12 protein-coding genes are annotated in these 16118 nt (G+C 63.7%); 6 read left to right on the top strand and 6 right to left on the bottom strand.

The genetic code is table 11. The features are described from left to right. Nucleotides 1–4: 4 nt before the first annotated feature. The 6 genes from AC1ECK_RS22775 (at nt 5) to AC1ECK_RS22750 (ending at nt 10053) form a co-directional block, all read left to right on the top strand. Nucleotides 5–1057 (top strand): microcin C ABC transporter permease YejB, encoded by a 1053-nt coding sequence (locus AC1ECK_RS22775; RefSeq protein WP_480322970.1) that lies wholly within the window; start codon nt 5–7, stop codon nt 1055–1057. After that, nucleotides 1011–2123: an ABC transporter permease gene (locus AC1ECK_RS22770; RefSeq protein WP_480322968.1), complete on the top strand. Its 1113-nt coding sequence runs from the start codon at nt 1011–1013 to the stop codon at nt 2121–2123. Before AC1ECK_RS22775 ends, AC1ECK_RS22770 begins: the two co-directional genes overlap by 47 nt. Then, nucleotides 2123–3754 (top strand): ABC transporter ATP-binding protein, encoded by a 1632-nt coding sequence (locus AC1ECK_RS22765; protein WP_480322966.1) that lies wholly within the window; start codon nt 2123–2125, stop codon nt 3752–3754. Before AC1ECK_RS22770 ends, AC1ECK_RS22765 begins: the two co-directional genes overlap by 1 nt. Continuing rightward, the gene (locus tag AC1ECK_RS22760) at nt 3751–5187 is read left to right on the top strand and encodes a TldD/PmbA family protein (protein ID WP_480322964.1); all 1437 of its coding nucleotides are present in this window, start codon (nt 3751–3753) and stop codon (nt 5185–5187) included. The genes AC1ECK_RS22765 and AC1ECK_RS22760 overlap by 4 nt, the downstream gene beginning before the upstream one ends. Next, entirely contained in the window at nt 5187–6548 is a 1362-nt protein-coding gene (locus tag AC1ECK_RS22755; RefSeq protein ID WP_480322962.1) for a TldD/PmbA family protein, read from the top strand. The genes AC1ECK_RS22760 and AC1ECK_RS22755 overlap by 1 nt, the downstream gene beginning before the upstream one ends. Before the next feature lie 307 nt (nt 6549–6855). Continuing rightward, nucleotides 6856–10053 carry a multidrug efflux RND transporter permease subunit gene (locus AC1ECK_RS22750; protein WP_480322960.1) on the top strand — a complete coding sequence of 1066 codons (3198 nt, stop codon included), beginning with the start codon at nt 6856–6858 and terminating at the stop codon, nt 10051–10053. Between the two features lie 55 nt (nt 10054–10108). On the opposite strand, the gene AC1ECK_RS22745 is transcribed toward AC1ECK_RS22750, so the two are convergent. The 6 genes from AC1ECK_RS22745 to AC1ECK_RS22720 all read right to left on the bottom strand — a co-directional run bounded on the left by AC1ECK_RS22745 (nt 10109) and on the right by AC1ECK_RS22720 (nt 15615). Continuing rightward, on the bottom strand, nt 10109–11494 hold the full coding sequence (locus AC1ECK_RS22745) for a Fic family protein (protein ID WP_480322958.1): 1386 nt from the start codon (nt 11492–11494) through the stop codon (nt 10109–10111). Nucleotides 11495–11829: 335 nt separating this feature from the next. Continuing rightward, nucleotides 11830–13032 (bottom strand): tetratricopeptide repeat protein, encoded by a 1203-nt coding sequence (locus AC1ECK_RS22740; RefSeq protein ID WP_480322956.1) that lies wholly within the window; start codon nt 13030–13032, stop codon nt 11830–11832. 16 nt (nt 13033–13048) lie between these two features. After that, nucleotides 13049–13477 carry an ExbD/TolR family protein gene (locus AC1ECK_RS22735; protein ID WP_480322954.1) on the bottom strand — a complete coding sequence of 143 codons (429 nt, stop codon included), beginning with the start codon at nt 13475–13477 and terminating at the stop codon, nt 13049–13051. 14 nt (nt 13478–13491) lie between these two features. Then, nucleotides 13492–13917 (bottom strand): ExbD/TolR family protein, encoded by a 426-nt coding sequence (locus AC1ECK_RS22730; RefSeq protein ID WP_480322952.1) that lies wholly within the window; start codon nt 13915–13917, stop codon nt 13492–13494. Between the two features lie 3 nt (nt 13918–13920). Next, complete coding sequence (locus AC1ECK_RS22725) at nt 13921–14841, bottom strand: MotA/TolQ/ExbB proton channel family protein (RefSeq protein ID WP_480322950.1); 921 nt, start codon at nt 14839–14841, stop codon at nt 13921–13923. A 75-nt stretch (nt 14842–14916) separates the two neighbouring features. Next, nucleotides 14917–15615: an energy transducer TonB gene (locus tag AC1ECK_RS22720; RefSeq protein WP_480322948.1), complete on the bottom strand. Its 699-nt coding sequence runs from the start codon at nt 15613–15615 to the stop codon at nt 14917–14919. Between the last annotated feature and the right edge of the window lie 503 nt (nt 15616–16118).

Here is a 16118-nt window from a genome sequence, read left to right as displayed (position 1 = left end):
CACCATGCTTGCTTACATTCTTAGACGTCTGTTGTTGATGGTGCCGACCTTGATCGGCGTCGTGACCCTTACCTTTGTCGTCACGCAGTTCGTGCCGGGTGGGCCGGTCGAACAGGTGATGACGCAACTCCGCCACGGCAACGGCCGTGGCGGAGAGGCGGGGGCGGGCGGGGGCGGCTATCACGGCAGCCAGGGCGTCGATCCTCAGCAGCTCGAGCAGATCAAGAAGCAGTTCGGCTTCGACAAGCCGCCGCTCACGCGTTACTTCCTGATGATGAAGAACTACGCGACCTTCAATCTCGGGCAGTCCTACTATCAGCACGACAGCGTGTGGGATGTGATTCGCTCCAAACTGCCGGTGTCGATCACACTCGGTTTATGGACGGTGATACTGACCTACCTTGTCTCGGTGCCGTTGGGCATTGCGAAAGCAGTGCGCAACGGCTCCCGCTTCGACACGGTGACGAGCGTGCTGGTGCTGGCCGGTTACGCGATTCCAGGCTTCGTGCTGGGCGTGCTGCTGCTGATGCTGTTCGGTGGCGGCACCTTCTGGCAGGTGTTCCCGATGCGCGGCCTGACCTCGGATAACTTCCAGGAGCTGAGCGTCTTCGGCAAGGTGCTCGACTACCTGTGGCACATCGTGCTGCCCGTCACCGCATCGGTGGTCGGCAATTTCGCCATCGTCACGATCCTGACGAAAAACACCTTCCTCGAGGAGATTGGCCGGCAATACGTGCTGACCGCAAGAGCCAAAGGGGCGCCCGAGCGCGACGTGCTGTGGAAGCACGTGCTGCGCAACGCCGCGATTCCGCTGCTGACAGGTCTGCCCGCTGCGTTCGTGGGCGCCTTCCTGAACGGCAACCTGCTGATCGAAACCCTGTTCTCGCTCGACGGTATGGGCCAACTGTCCTATGACTCGGTGATCCGCCGCGATTACCCGGTCGTACTCGGTTCGCTGTTCCTGTTCACGCTGATCGGTCTTGTAACCAAACTTATTGCTGACGTCTGCTATGTCCTCGTCGACCCCCGCATCCAATTCAACCGCCTGGGCCGCTGATCCGGCGGCGGTCACGCTCGTCGCGTCGGTCTCGCCGTGGCGGCGTACGTGGCAGCGCTTCAGGAGCCAGCGTCTCGGTTACTGGAGCCTGCTGATTTTCGCGGCGCTGTTCGTGGTCAGCCTGTTCGGCGAAGTGCTCGCCAACGACCGGCCGCTGATCGTGCGCTACGACGGCCATTACTACTTTCCGATCGTCAAGGACTATCCGGAGACGCTGTTCGGCGGCGACTTCCCGGCGAAGACCAATTACCTGGACCCGTATATCCGTTCGCGCATCCAGGGTAACGGCAACTTCGCGCTGTATCCGCCGAATCATTACCACTACGACACGATCGACTATTTCGCGGCGCATCCGTATCCGGCGCCGCCGTCGTCGAGCAACTGGCTGGGTACCGACCAGTTCGGCCGCGATGTGCTGTCGCGCCTCCTGTACGGCTTCCGTCTGTCGGTGTTGATGGCGTTCGCGCTGACGATCTCGGGCGTGGTGATCGGCGTGCTCACCGGAGCGGTGCAGGGTTTCTACGGCGGGCGCACCGACCTGATCGGGCAGCGCCTGATCGAAATCTGGAGCTCGATGCCGGACCTGTACCTGCTGATCATCTTCGCCTCGATCTTCGAACCGACGCTGTGGCTGCTGTTTATCCTGCTCTCGATGTTCGGCTGGCTGGTGCTGTCGGACTACGTGCGCGCCGAATTTCTGCGCAACCGTTCGCTCGACTACGTGAAGGCCGCCCGCACCATGGGGCTGTCGAACTGGCAGATCATGTGGCGCCACGTGCTGCCGAACAGCCTGACGCCGGTGATCACGTTCCTGCCGTTCCGCATGAGCGCGGCGATCCTGTCGCTCACCAGTCTCGACTTTCTCGGCCTGGGCGTTCCGCCGCCGACGCCGAGCCTTGGCGAGCTGCTTGCCGAAGGCAAGAACAACCTCGATGCATGGTGGATTTCGATTTCGGCGTTCTCGGCGCTGGTGATCACGCTGCTGCTGCTGACCTTCATGGGCGACGCATTGCGCAACGCGCTCGATACACGTATGCGCGGCTCGGCATTTGGAGGTAGCAAGTAATGAGCAAGCCTTTGCTGGAAATTGACCGCTTCTCGGTGCGCTTCGGCGAGAAGGTGGCGGTGCAGGAACTGAGCCTGTCGATCGCTCGCGGCGAGCGTGTGGCGCTGGTCGGCGAATCGGGCTCGGGCAAGAGCGTGACCGCGCTGTCGATCCTGCGCCTCGTGGATGGGGCGCAACTGGGCGGGCGCATGCTGCTCGACGGCGAAGACCTGCTGCAGAAGAGCGAGCAACAGATGCGCGGGATTCGCGGCGCGGACGTCGCGATGGTGTTCCAGGAGCCGATGACGGCGCTCAATCCGCTCTATACGGTCGGCAAGCAGATCGCCGAGAGCCTGCGGCTGCACGAAGGCATGCGCCCGAATGCGGCGCGCGAGCGCGGCATCGAACTGCTGCGCCGGACCGGCATTCCCGAGCCGGAACGCCGTATCGACAGCTTTCCGCACCAGTTGTCGGGCGGCCAGCGCCAGCGCGCGATGATCGCCATGGCGCTCGCCTGCCGGCCGCGTCTGTTGCTGGCCGACGAGCCGACCACCGCACTCGACGTCACGGTGCGCCAGCAGATCGTCGATCTGCTGATCGAATTGCAGGAACAGGAAGCGGCCGAGCGCGGCATGGCCGTGCTGCTGATCACCCACGACCTGAATCTGGTGAAGCGCTTCGCACAGCGCGTCGCGGTGATGGAAAAGGGCGTGCTGGTTGAAACCAATACCACCGAAGCGCTGTTCTCGAATCCGCAGCACCCATACACGCAGCGCCTGCTCGACAGCGAGCCGCAGCGCGAGGTGGACGAGGTTGAGAAGGACGCACGCCGCATTCTCGACGTGAAGGGCCTTGCGGTTGACTATCACGTGTCGGGCAAAGGCCTGCGTTCGATCTTCGGCAAGTCGACCTTCCGCGCCGTGCACGATGTGGACCTGAGCTTGCGCCGCGGCGAGACGCTCGGCATCGTCGGCGAATCGGGTTCGGGCAAATCGACGCTCGCCGCGACGGTGCTCGGCTTGCAGCACGCCGCCCAGGGGCAGATCGAGATTGACGGCCTGCCGTTGTCGTCGCTGAAAAACGCCCGTGAAAAGCGCGCGCTTTACTCGCGCATGCAAGTGGTGTTCCAGGATCCGTTCGGCTCGCTTTCGCCGCGTATGACGGTCGAACAGATCATCGGCGAAGGGCTTGTCATGCACCGTCCCGACATCGACGCCAGGACGCGGCGCAACCGCGTCGGCGCGCTGCTCGAAGAAGTCGGCATGCCGGTGGAATCGATGCTGCGCTATCCGCACGAGTTCTCGGGCGGCCAGCGGCAGCGCATCGCGATTGCCCGCGCGCTCGCCGTCGAACCCGAACTGCTGGTGCTCGACGAGCCGACCAGCGCACTCGACGTGTCGATCCAGAAGCAGGTGCTGAATCTGCTCACCAGGTTGCAGAAAAAATACCAGCTCAGCTATCTTTTCATCACCCACGATCTCGCGGTGATGAAGGCGATGGCGCATCGCGTGATCGTGATGAAGTCAGGCCGCATTGTCGAGGCGGGCGACACCATGGAGGTGCTGCACGCCCCGTCGCATCCTTACACCCAGTCGTTGCTGGCGTCTTCGATGATGACGCCTGTGTTTGCTACCCAAGAGAAAATCGCATGATTGACGAACGGTGGGCGCAAGCCGCTCGCACACTGAAGAGCGAGGCGGATTTCTGGTCGCTGCGCATCGTCGACGAAACGATCGACGATCACGAAGTCCGTAACGACGTAGCCCAGCCACTGCGCACCGTGCGCGATCGCGGTGCGATGCTGATTGCATATGTCGGCGCCGGCGCCGGTTATGCGGCCACCGCCAATCTGTCTGCTGCGGGCCTGCAGGCTGCGCTGGAGATCGCCACTGCGCGCGCGAGAGCGAGCGCGGCGCTGTCGCTGATCGATCACCGTGAGATCGCGCGTCCGGCGACGAGCGGCCGCTATGTCTCGCCGAACGCCGAGCACGCCTTGCCGAGCCGGCACGACTGGCTCGACCGGCTGGCGCGCGAGTGCGCCGCGGCCAACATCGATCCGCGTATCGTTGAACGGACCGCCAGCGTGCAGGTGACGCACACCGATCAGCTCTATATCACCGGCGACGGCGTGCGCATCGACCAGCAGTTCCGTTTCGTGATGCCGCAACTGAGCGTCGCCGCGCATGCTGACGGCGACACCCAGGTGCGCACGCTCGGCGGCAACTACGGCACGCTCGCGCAGGGCGGCCTCGAAGTGCTGGCGCGCTACGGTTTCGACGGCGCGGGTGCACGCGTGGCTCACGAGGCGCTGCAATTGCTGGGCGCGCCGAATTGCCCGTCGGGCAAGCGCGATTTGCTGCTGATGCCGGACCAGATGATGCTGCAGATCCACGAGTCGATCGGCCATCCGCTGGAGCTGGACCGCATTCTCGGCGACGAGCGCAACTTCGCCGGCTGGAGCTTCGTGAAGCCGGAGATGTTCGGCAGTTACCAGTACGGCTCCGAACTGCTCAACGTCACGTTTGATCCGGAGCTGCGCGAAGAGGCCGCGTCCTACGCCTTCGACGACGACGGCACGGCTGCACAGAAGCACTATCTGATCCGCGACGGCCTGCTGGAGCGGCCGCTCGGCGGCGCGCTCTCGCAACAGCGCGCGCATCTGCCGGGCGTGGCGAATTCGCGCGCCTCGAACTGGAACCGGCCGCCGATCGACCGGATGGCGAACCTGAACATCGAACCGGGCGACCAGTCGCTCGACCAGATGATCGCCAATATCGAACACGGTATTTTGATGCGCACCAATACGTCGTGGTCGATCGACGACCATCGCAACAAGTTCCAGTTCGGCTGCGAGTTCGGCCAACTGATCGAAAACGGCCAGCTCACCCAGGTCGTGAAGCAGCCGAACTATCGCGGCATCTCCGCGAATTTCTGGCGCAGCCTCTCGGCAGTCGGCGACGCGAGCACGCGGCAGGTGTTCGGCACGCCGATGTGCGGCAAGGGCGAGCCGGCGCAGATCATCCGGGTCGGCCATGCGTCGCCCGCCTGCGTGTTCAGCAACGTCGACGTGTTCGGAGGCGCATGATGAGCGGCTCCGTTATGTTGCAAGGTTCGTCCGCAGTGGACTGGCATCGTCACTTTCTGCTGCTCGCCGATGCGGTGGAGCATGCGCAGCAGGGCAGTGAAATCACGCTGGCGTCGTTTTCGGCGGAGCAATCCGATTTCATCCGCTTCAACGCGGGCAAGGTGCGGCAGATCGGCAGCGTCTCGCAAGGCAAGCTGACGCTGCGCCTGATCGACGGCGCGCGCCAGGCGTATTCGACGCTGACCGTGTGCGGCGACGCCGGTATCGACCTGCAGGAGGTGAGCCGCGCGCTCGCCACGCTGCGCGAGGGGCTGCGCGACGCGCAGGACGATCCGCACCTGCTGTTCGACAAGTCGCAGTGGGAGCGCTCGACGCGCCGTGCCGGCAAGGTGGCGGAGCCGCAAGCGCTGGTGCGCACCGTCGCCGAATGTGCGAAAGGGCTCGACTTCGTGGGCTTTTATGCGGGCGGCACGCTGGTGCGCGGCTTCGCTTCGAGCAAGGGCAGCCGCGGCTGGTACGAAGTCGCCAACTTCAGCTTTAGCTGGTCGCTTTACGACCCGAGCGGCCGCGCGATCAAGACCAGTTACGCCGGCGACCACTGGAGCGACGCAACCTTCGCCCGCAAGGTGGAGCAGGCGGCGGCCCGCCTGCCGGTTCTCGCGCTCACGCCGCGTGCGCTGTCGCCGGGGCGTTACCGCTCGTATCTCGCGCCCGCCGCGCTCGAAGAGCTGCTGGGCGTGACCGCGTGGGCCGGCTTCTCGGCGCGCGCCCAGGCCACCTCGCGCAGCTCGCTCTACAAGCTGCACACGGGCGAGGTCGCGCTCGATCCGCGCGTCACGCTGACCGAAGACCTGAGCCTTGGGATCACCCCCGGCTTCAACGAAGACGGCTATCTGCGCGCGAGCGTGCCGCTGATTCAGGACGGCCGCAGCCTCGAGCGCCTCACCAATGCCCGCAGCGCCCGCGAGTACGATTTGCAGCCGAACGGTGCGTTGGACTCCGAAGCACCGGTCGCGCTGTCGATGGAAGGCGGCGACCTCGCCGAGGACGACGTGTTGGCGCAACTCGATACCGGCCTCTATATCGGCAACCTCTGGTATGTGAATTTCTCGGACCGGATGAATTGCCGCCTGACCGGCATGACACGCTTTGCGACCTTCTGGGTGGAGCAGGGGAAGATCGTTGCGCCGGTCGAGGCGATGCGCTTCGACGACAGCATGTACCGGCTGCTCGGCGATCAGCTCGAACGGCTCGGCGCGCAGCCCGAACTGCTGCTGAGCGACTCGACCTGGGGCGAACGCGGCACCGGCGGCATGCAGTTGCCGGGGCTGCTCGCGCGCTCCTTCGAATTGACGCTGTAAGCGGACGGCTCCATAGCGGGCGCGCCCGGCGATATACTTGTTGGCTTCGGAGCGCGGCCGCCCGGCAAGGTGCGGCGCGCCCATCCGGCGACAATCGCCCGCGGCGTGCATGACACATGACACGGTTTCGCGAACCGGCGCTGTTCGCAACGGACCCAAAATAATGATTACAAGCAACGAAAGGTTTGAGAGAGAGGCGGGGGGCGGCCCACACGTCATCGTGCGGGCCAGCGAAGCGCCGCAGGTCTTGCACATGGCGCGTCTCGCCGCCGCGCCGTCGTTCGTGCAGCACTGACAGGAAGCCTGCGTGCCCTCATTTTTCATTGACCGACCGGTTTTCGCCTGGATTGTGGCACTCGCCATCATGGTGGCGGGTGCGCTCGCCATTCCGGAACTGCCTGTCGCCCAGTATCCGCGCCTCTCGCCGCCGCGCATCGTGATCGACGCGAGCTACCCCGGCGCCGCCACCGAAGTGGTCGACGGCGACGTGGGCAGCATCATCGAGGAAAGTCTCGATGGCGCCGACGGCATGCTGTACTACGAAACCAGCAGCGACGGCCAGGGCAACCTCGAAATCGACGCCACCTTTTCGCCTGCCACCAATCCCGACATCGCGATGGTGGACGTGCAGAACCGCCTGAAGCAGATTGAGTCGCGCCTGCCGCAGCAGGTCGTGCAGAACGGCATCAGCGTGTTCAAGGCATCGAACACGTTCCTGATGCTGGTGGCGCTGACTTCGAGCGACGGCACGCGCGATTCGACCGAACTCAGCAACTATCTGAACCGCTATGTGATGCGCGAACTGAAGCGTGCGCCAGGTGTCGGTTCGGCCGAGCTATGGGATTCCGACCAGGCGTTGCGGATCTGGCTCGACCCGATGAAGCTGCGCGAATACGGCCTGTCAGCCGGCGATGTGAATGCCGCGATCATGGCGCAGAACGCCACGGTGACGGCCGGCACGCTCGGCGATGCGCCGTCGGTGCCGGGGCAGGAACTGGTGGCCTCGGTGAGCGTCAAGGGGCAACTGGTGTCGCCGGAGGAATTCGGCCAGATCGTGCTGAAGGCGAAACCGGACGGCTCCGCGGTGCGCCTGCGCGATGTGGCGCGGGTCGAACTGGGCCGCGACGATTACTCGTTCTGGTCGCGCCTGAACGGCCGCTCGTCGGCCACGGTCGGGATTCAGCTCGGGCCGCGCGGCAATGCGCTGGAAACCTCGAATGCGATTCGCGCGCGCCTCGCCGAGCTGTCGAAGAGCTTGCCGCCTGGTGTGGAAGTCGAGATTCCGTTCGACAGCGCGCACTTCGTGCAGATCGCGATTCGTGAGGTGGTGTACACGCTGATCGAAGCCGTGGTGCTGGTGTTCTTCGTGATGTGGCTGTTCCTGCGCGACCTGCGCTACACGCTGGTGCCGACCGTGGTGATTCCCGTCACGCTGATGGGCGCGTTTCTGGCGATGTGGGCGTTCGGTCTGTCGATCAACGTGTTCACGATGTTCGGCCTCGTGCTGGCGATCGGGATTCTGGTCGACGACGCCATCGTGGTGGTCGAGAGCGTGCACCGCGTCATGGAGGAGGAGGGCTTGCCGCCGCGCGAGGCGACCCGCAAGGCGATGTCGCAGATCGGCAGCGCGATTGTGGGCGTGACCGCGGTGCTGACCGCGGTGTTCGTGCCGATGGCGTTCTTCCCGGGCAGCGTGGGCGGTATCTACCGGCAGTTCTCGGTGGCGATGATCGCCTCGATGCTGGTGTCGTCGTTCATGGCGCTTTCGCTCACGCCGGCGCTGTGCGCCAACCTGCTGAAACCGACCGGCACCACGCCGCAGCAGCGCGAGATCCGCCGTGGCCTGCGCGGCTTCGCCGCGCGTGCGGCCTCGACATTCGCCGACGGTTTCGAGCGCGCCTCGCAGGGCTACCGCTGGCTCACCAACCGCACCGTGCGGCGCGTGGGCCGCGTACTCGCCGTGTATGCGGTGCTGGTGGGCATCTGCGGGCTGCTCTACTGGCAAATGCCGGGTGGTTTTCTGCCGACCGAGGATCAGGGGCAGCTACAGGTGATGATCCAGTTGCCGGCCGGCTCGACCCAGGCGCGCACGCTGGCGGTGATCAGGCGCGTCGAGCAGATCCTGCATCGCCACGCCGAGATCGCGCACGTGACGAGCCTGATCGGCTGGAGTTTTCAGGGCACCGGCCAGAACGTCGGCATGGCCTTCGTCGAACTGAAGGACTGGGACAAGCGCAAGCTCAGCGCCATGCAATTGCAGGACCAGTTGAACAACGAGTTCTCGGCGATTCTCGACGGTCAGGTGGACGCGCAGTTGCCGCCGTCGGTGCCGGGCGTCGGCCACTCGGACGGCTTCGTGTTCCGTCTGGAAGACCGCGGCGGGGTGGGGCTCGACGCACTGAAGGCAGCGCGCGAGGCCTTGTTCGCCAAGGCCAAGGTGGATCCGGTGCTCGCCGACGTGCACTCCGAGGACCTGCCCGATGCGCCGCGCGTCGAGCTGACGATCGACCGCGCCAAGGCGTACGCGCTCGGCGTCTCGTTCGACAAGATTTCCGATCTGCTCGGCAGTACCTTCGGTTCGACCTACGTCGACGATTTCCCGGCGAGCGGCCGCATGCGCCGGGTGGTGGTGGCAGGCGACGCGAGCACGCGCATGAGCGACGACGACCTGATGGCGTTGTCCGTGGTGAATTCGCAAGGGACCATGGTGCCGCTGTCGGCCATCGCGACGCGCAAGTGGACGGTGGGGCCGGTGGCGCTTAGCCGCTACAACGGTTATCCGTCGCTCGACGTGAGCGGCCGCGCGGCGCGCGGCTTCAGCTCGGGCGCGGCGATGGCGGAGATGGAGCACCTTGCCGCCGCGCTGCCGGTGGGTGTGGCATACGACTGGGTGGATGCGGCGCGCGAGGAGACCGTGGCGGAGAAGCAGACGCCGCTCCTGATCGGCTTGTCGCTGCTGGCGGTGTTCATGGCGCTGGCCGCGCTGTACGAAAGCTGGACGATTCCGTTCGCGGTGCTAATGGTGGTGCCGCTCGGCGTGATCGGCGCGGTGTCGGCGGTGCTGATGCGCGGCATGCCTAACGATGTGTACTTCAAGGTGGGCATGATCACGGTGATCGGCCTGTCGGCGAAGAACGCGATTCTGATTGTGCAGTTCGCGCGCGATCTGCATGCGCGCGGCTTGCCGTTGACGCGTGCGGTGATCGATGCCGCGGGCGCGCGCTTCCGGCCGATCGTGATGACCTCGGCGGCGTTTTTGCTGGGTGTGGCGCCGCTGGTGGTGTCGAGCGGAGCGGGCGCCGAGAGCCGCCAGTCGATCGGCACGGGTGTGTTCGGCGGGGTGCTGGCGGCGACGCTGCTCGGGCTGGTGTTCGCGCCGGTGGCGTTTCATGCGGTGGTGTCCGTTACGCAGGGCCGGCGTGGGCGCTCTGCCACTCCGCCCGGGCGTACGCCGGACCCGGCACGGCCGGCGCGTTCGGATCGGCAGATGGAGTCCAGTAAGTGAGGGTAATGGGGTGGGGCTGTCGGCTCGCGTGACGAGCGGGCGGCAGCGCGCCGCTTTATTCGCTCAGCGGCCGGCCCGCTTCGATCCAACGCGTCAACTCTCTTAGCGTCAAACGGTAGCGGGCGAAGTTGTGCTCACCGAGGCGCGCGATGTCTCCTTTCACGGTTTCGGTGAGTCGCTCGGCGTCCTGCTGCGAGAGACCGAACTCGGCGACCGCTTGCCTGAGCGGGTGGCGGTCACGCACGACGCGGCTAACCAGTTCGTTGATGGCGTCCCGGTGTGTCGTGCGAAACAGATCGGGTAGACCTGCAGCCTGAATCTGCACCGCATATTTCTCGATCGAGCGACGATAGGTCCACGCGAACAGATCCGCGGCAATGCTGGTGTCCAGCCGTTCGTAGACGCCGATCTTGGCGCGGCTATAGTCCTCGTCGCTCACATCGAGAAAACTGAGCGGCGCGCAGTTGTACATCAGAAGCGGAATATTCGCGGCGAGCCGGCTGGTTCGCTTGTTGCCATCCTCGAAGGGCTGCAGGTAGGCGAGGTTCACCCAGAGGAAAAAAGCGGCTTCTACGGGATTCTTTATATCCCGTGCCTTGGCGACGATGATGCTGAGCATTTCTTCCAGTAACGAAGGCATATGCGCCGGTACGTAGACCGTATTGCTAATGTTCACGATCTTCTGGCGAATCGCGCCGAGCGCATTTTCGTCATGCAGAAGACCCTGCATCAGCAGGGTATGAATATTCCGCACCACCATCACGGTAAGTCCATATAACGGCACTTCGTCGATCAGGAATTCGATCGCGCGCTTGTGATTGAGCAGCATGATCGCGTCCTTGTCGTGCGGGTTGGCATTGCCGGAGCGGAACAGCACCTCGGTATCGAGTCGCGTGTATCGGTTGCCTTCGAGTCTGGACGAAGAGAAGGACAGATCGATTAGCAGCGGGGCGATGACGTTTCGCGCGTACGTTCCGGCCGGTTGCTGCCCTTGCAGCCGTCCTTCCTTGAAAAGGTCGTTCGCCAGCGACTCGGGCAGCAGGAACGTCTGGTTCGGTTTGTAATCGTCGACGAGGCTGCGCTGGTAGGCCACCGGCTTGCGAGCGCCGAGGGGCGCTTCGAGTACCGCGAACAGGTCCTGGGAGGGCGCCGACCATGACGGCGACGCCGTGGGCGTGATGACGCCGGCGAGTCCTGCATGCGATTCGACGGCCGGATTGGCTGCGACCTGCTGCGACGGCAGACCCCAACGCGACGCGGAGGTGCTGCCCGACTGCTCGACCTTGCCGTCGGCCTTGAGTCGCGCCAGATAGCGCAAGACGGTCGAGGGCGACTCGCCAAGCGCCGTGGCGATATCCGCTCGGGAGACCGGGTGATGCCCGGCGTCCCGCTGTTCGGCCAGATACTGGAGGATGCCGTCGTAGAGTTCGCGCTTCGCCATGTCGTTACCGGAAGGGTGCTGGAATGACCTAAGATTGGATCTTGATCCAATCTTAGGTCAAAATGGCCGAAAAATGAACCAAGAATGACTCAAGATTGAGCTAAGAATGGTTCAAGATCCAAAAAATGATCTGAGATTGGTCTAAGCGGGAGCGAGCCGGCGAATGGGAGCCGTGGGCGCACGACCTGATCGAACGCTTCCGAACGGCGCGCTATCAAGTAAACAGCCGGGGAGGGGAGTGCAAAAGAATCGCGCCGCAAACCGGGACTTCAAGAGTCCAGCTTGCGGCGCGAGAGGTACTGCGAGTGACAACCTGACCAGCGGAAAACCTGAGCTTACTTCGACGCCACCAGAATCCACAAACGGGCAAGGTCGGCCGAACCATCGTCGCCCTTGACTGCACGGAACGCCTGGATCGCCTTGGCCTTCTGGCCGGCGATGAAATACGCCTCGCCCAGATGCAGTTGCGCCTGATCCGGATGCGGCAGACCACCCTTGGCGATCAGTGCCTCCATCGCCGCGAGACCCTGCTGAGCCTGGCCCGCGAACACCTGGTTGAAGGCAGCGTCGAACGGCGGAATCGGCACCCCGTTGCTGTCGACCGTGCTCGTCGCGCGCTTCGCCGCCAGCGCCTGCAGACGCTTTTCGCGGTCCGCGCCGGCGTCATGACCCAGCACACCGGACGAGAAGCCCTGATCGATCACCTGCTTGCCTTCAGCCGAGGTGCCCGCAATGATCGAGAGCTGCGTCATCTGCATATAGTCGTCAGCCGTCGTCAACGAACCGGTAGCGCGGCGCAGACGATAGGTGTCGATATCCAGACTGGACGAGTAACCCGGCTTGCTGCGGATCGCCGCGAACAGGTCGTCCCAGTACGACTGCTTCGGGTGGAACGCCACCAGCTTTTCGAGCGCACCGCGATAGGTGGCCGAATCGTTGGACTTCTGCGCGCACGTGCCCAGCAACTGCAACTGGGACTCGTCCGGCGCATGGCCGGCGCGCGCCTGTGCGTCCACGGTCGGCTTGAGTAGGCTCACCACGCTCGTGCAGTCGTTCGACAGGTAGTAGGACTGGATCAGCAAGGTCCGCATGTCCGAATCCGTACCGCCGGTTTTCAGGTAACGCTGCCCAGTCCTGATCGCGAGTGGGTAGTTCTTTTCCTGAAAGTAGATGCCGGCGAGCGCAGCGGTGGTGCGCTGCTCGTCCGCGCCCGTCAGCTTGCCGGAAGCCAGCAGCGTCTCGTAGGCCTTGGCCGCGGTAGCGGAGTCGCCCGCTGCAGCCGCCGCGGCGCCGCGCATCTCTTCGACCATATAGCTTTCATATGGCGTCTTGTTCGGCACGGCGTCGGCCTGGGCGATCTTCGCCAGTGCGTCCTGGTACTTGTGAGCCCGGTACGAATCCTGCGCCGCGTTGAGCGGCTTGGCCACTTCGGGGCGCAGCGTGTCGGCGGCATATGACGCCGCCGGCAGCACGGCGAGGGCGGAGAGCCCCCCGAAAGCGGCCGCAATCACGGCACGCTTGAACCTTTGATGGATCATTAGCACTCCCACATCCTTATTGCATGTACTGCTCGTTGCCGATCAGTCCGATCTTGGTTGCGCCGATGCGTTGCGCCGAAGCCAGCACGGCGGCGACATCCTTATACGGCACCAGCTTGTTCGGCAGCAGATGGATCTCGGCCTGCACCGGTTCAGCGGCAACCTGAGCCAGCTTGGCATCGAGGGCGGCCTGACTGGGCACGACCGTGCCGTTCCACATCATCGTGCCGTCGAAGTCGATATCGATCTGCACCACCTCCGGCTGGACCGCCAGAGGGGGAGGGTTGCCGACCGGCAGGTTCATCTTGATGGCGTGCGTCTGGATCGGAATCGTGATGATCAGCATGATCAGCAACACCAGCATCACGTCGATCAGCGGCGTGGTGTTGATGTCGACCATCACATCCGGCTCGCTGCCTTTACCTGAAGAGACGTTCATTCCCATAATCGATTCCCTTCTCAGCCTCCGCGCGGCGGCGGCTCAGTGATAAATGACACCTTGGCGATACCCGCGCGCTCGCACGCGGTGATCACGCGGCCGATAAACTCGTACCGCGTGTTCTGGTCGCCGCGCACGTTGACTTCCGGTTGCGGCTGCATCACAGACACGGTCTTCAACTGCGTGAGCAGCGTCGCTGCATCCACGTGCTTCTCGTTCCAGAAGAAATCGCCATCGCGGTTGACCGCGATCACGATACTTTTGGGCGTGGTCTGCAGCGGCTGGATTGCCTCTTTCGGCAACTGCACCGGTATCGTATGCGTCACAACCGGAATCGTGATCAGGAAGATGATCAGCAAAACCAGCATCACATCGACTAGCGGCGTGGTGTTGATGGCGGAGATGACTTCGTCCTCATCCCCCTCTTGCCCAACGCTCATAGCCATGATTTAGCCCGCCTGTTCGACCAGCGTCGCCTTTTGACCTGCCACAGGGCGCTTCACCTTCTTGCCGCCGGCCAGCAGCACGGTGTGCAGTTGTGCACCGAAGGCACGCACACGTTCCATCACCGACTTGTTACGGCGAACCAGGAAGTTGTAGCCGAGCACCGCGGGAACTGCCACAGCCAGACCGATTGCCGTCATGATCAGCGCTTCACCGACCGGACCTGCCACCTTGTCGATCGATGCCTGACCGGCGATGCCGATAGCCGTCAGCGCGTGGTAAATACCCCAGACCGTACCGAACAGGCCGACGAACGGCGCCGTGGAGCCCACCGTACCGAGGAAGGCGAGGCCGTCCTGCAGGCGGTTCGAGACGTTGGTGATGGCGCGTTCGACCGACACGTCGATCCAGGTATTGCGGTCGACCGCTTCCAGCAGCGCTTCGTCGTGGTGTTCGCCGGCTTCGATCGCGGTTTCGGCGATGAAGCGGAACGGCGACGCCTCATCCAGCAGCTTCGCGCCTTCGGCGAGCGACGGAGCGCTCCACAACTGGTCGTCGGCGCTCTTCGCGCGGCGGTTGGCACGGTATTGTTCGAAGAACTTCGTGATCATGATGTACCAGCTGCCCATCGACATGATCACCAGCAGGATCAGCACGAAGCGGGCAACGAAGTCACCGTTTTTCCACAGGGCGCCGAGGCCGTACGGATTGCTGACGGTTTCGGAAGTGGCCGGTGCCGGCGGCGGCACGGCCTGATCCGCGGGTGCTGCTGCGGGTGCGGCCGTCGGTGCGGCGTCGGTTGCCGATGCTGCTACGGTTGCGTCGCTAGCTTGCGCGTAGGCAATTTGCGGTGCGACAAAGGTCGTCGCCGTGGTTACGGCGAACACCATGCTTGCCGCCACTGCGGCGAGAGAACGCTTCTTCATGTCTGCTCCAGTTCATGCGTTGAACTTGTACAACGTGACTAATAAATCGCTACCGGTACCGCTCAGTTCGTGGGTTCAGTTCAGGTTAAACGTGAACGGAACCTGGACACGCACAGGTTGGCCTTGGGAAACGCAACTAAACTTCTTTACAGCATTGAATGCCGCGCGATCGAGTGAAGAGTCTTCCGACGACTTCGCGACATGCTCATCCGTAATATGGCCCTGCGGATCGACTACGAATTCGATTAGTACGTCACCCGTGACGTTGTTTTCCTGAGCTTCCTTCGGATAAACCACGGATGAGCGGACCTGATCGGAGTTCGGGCACGCCACGTCGACCTGCGCGCTCACCGGCTTGGACGGGGCAGGCGCGGGCGGGGCAGGCGGCGGTGCGGGCTGCGCCACGACCGGGGCGGCCTGGTGCGTAATGGTGGGCTGCGGCGGGGTCGGCACGTTGACCTCCGGCGGCGGCACGAACGGCGGCGGCGGCGGCGCGAATTTCGGCGGCGGCAACTGCACGGTCGGCATCGGCGGCGGTGGCGGCGGCTTCACCGGCTCGATGATCTTGGTTTCAATCGGATGTTGAATGACTTGCACCACCTTGGTGGCCAGGCCATTGAGCAGTGCATAGATCAGCACCACGTGGAGGAGAAGAACGACGGCAATACCGCCAAAGCGGCGCACGGGGTTCTGCTGCTTTTTCCCGAACTCGCGCGGGCGCCCGGTTCTCTGAACCGCGGACACGCCCGCCGGAAACTGCCCTTCAACTTTCATTACCACCTTGGTTCCTCCCGGCGTGAACCGCCCATTTCCGTGACTGCAGCATTCTTGCTATTTCGAAACATTGTTTACTTCAGCCCAACGACGGCATACAGCATGCTTTGTTGGACTCCGGATGGGATGTACCGTACCGCTCGACTTGAGCCTCGAGGCCCGCGCCTCGAACTCCGAAACGGGTTGCGACGGCGTCTTGCGGACTGTTTGCAAGGCGCATGCCCGCTTCGGACAGATTCTGGGTGGACCGCGGGGATGAGCGGAAGCAGCCAGCAATCTATCTGCGTAGAGGTACTAATAGACGGTATTTGATACATCCCCTTCGGTTTGACACAGGCTGCGACAGACGAAAAGATGCTCGAACGTCACACGTATTTCACAGGCTAGCTCTAGGTGCGGCTGTGATTCCTGCGACGGAACGATATCAGTTCAAAATCACGCGTCAAACTTTTTTTGATAGGGGCATACAGTGTTTAGAGGCTGTACTCTAATCGTGTAGAGTG

It is taken from the genome of Paraburkholderia sp. SSBN10T (genome assembly GCF_056619545.1).
Note: the sequence above shows the minus strand (reverse complement) of the source record. Positions and strands in the feature narration are given on the sequence as shown.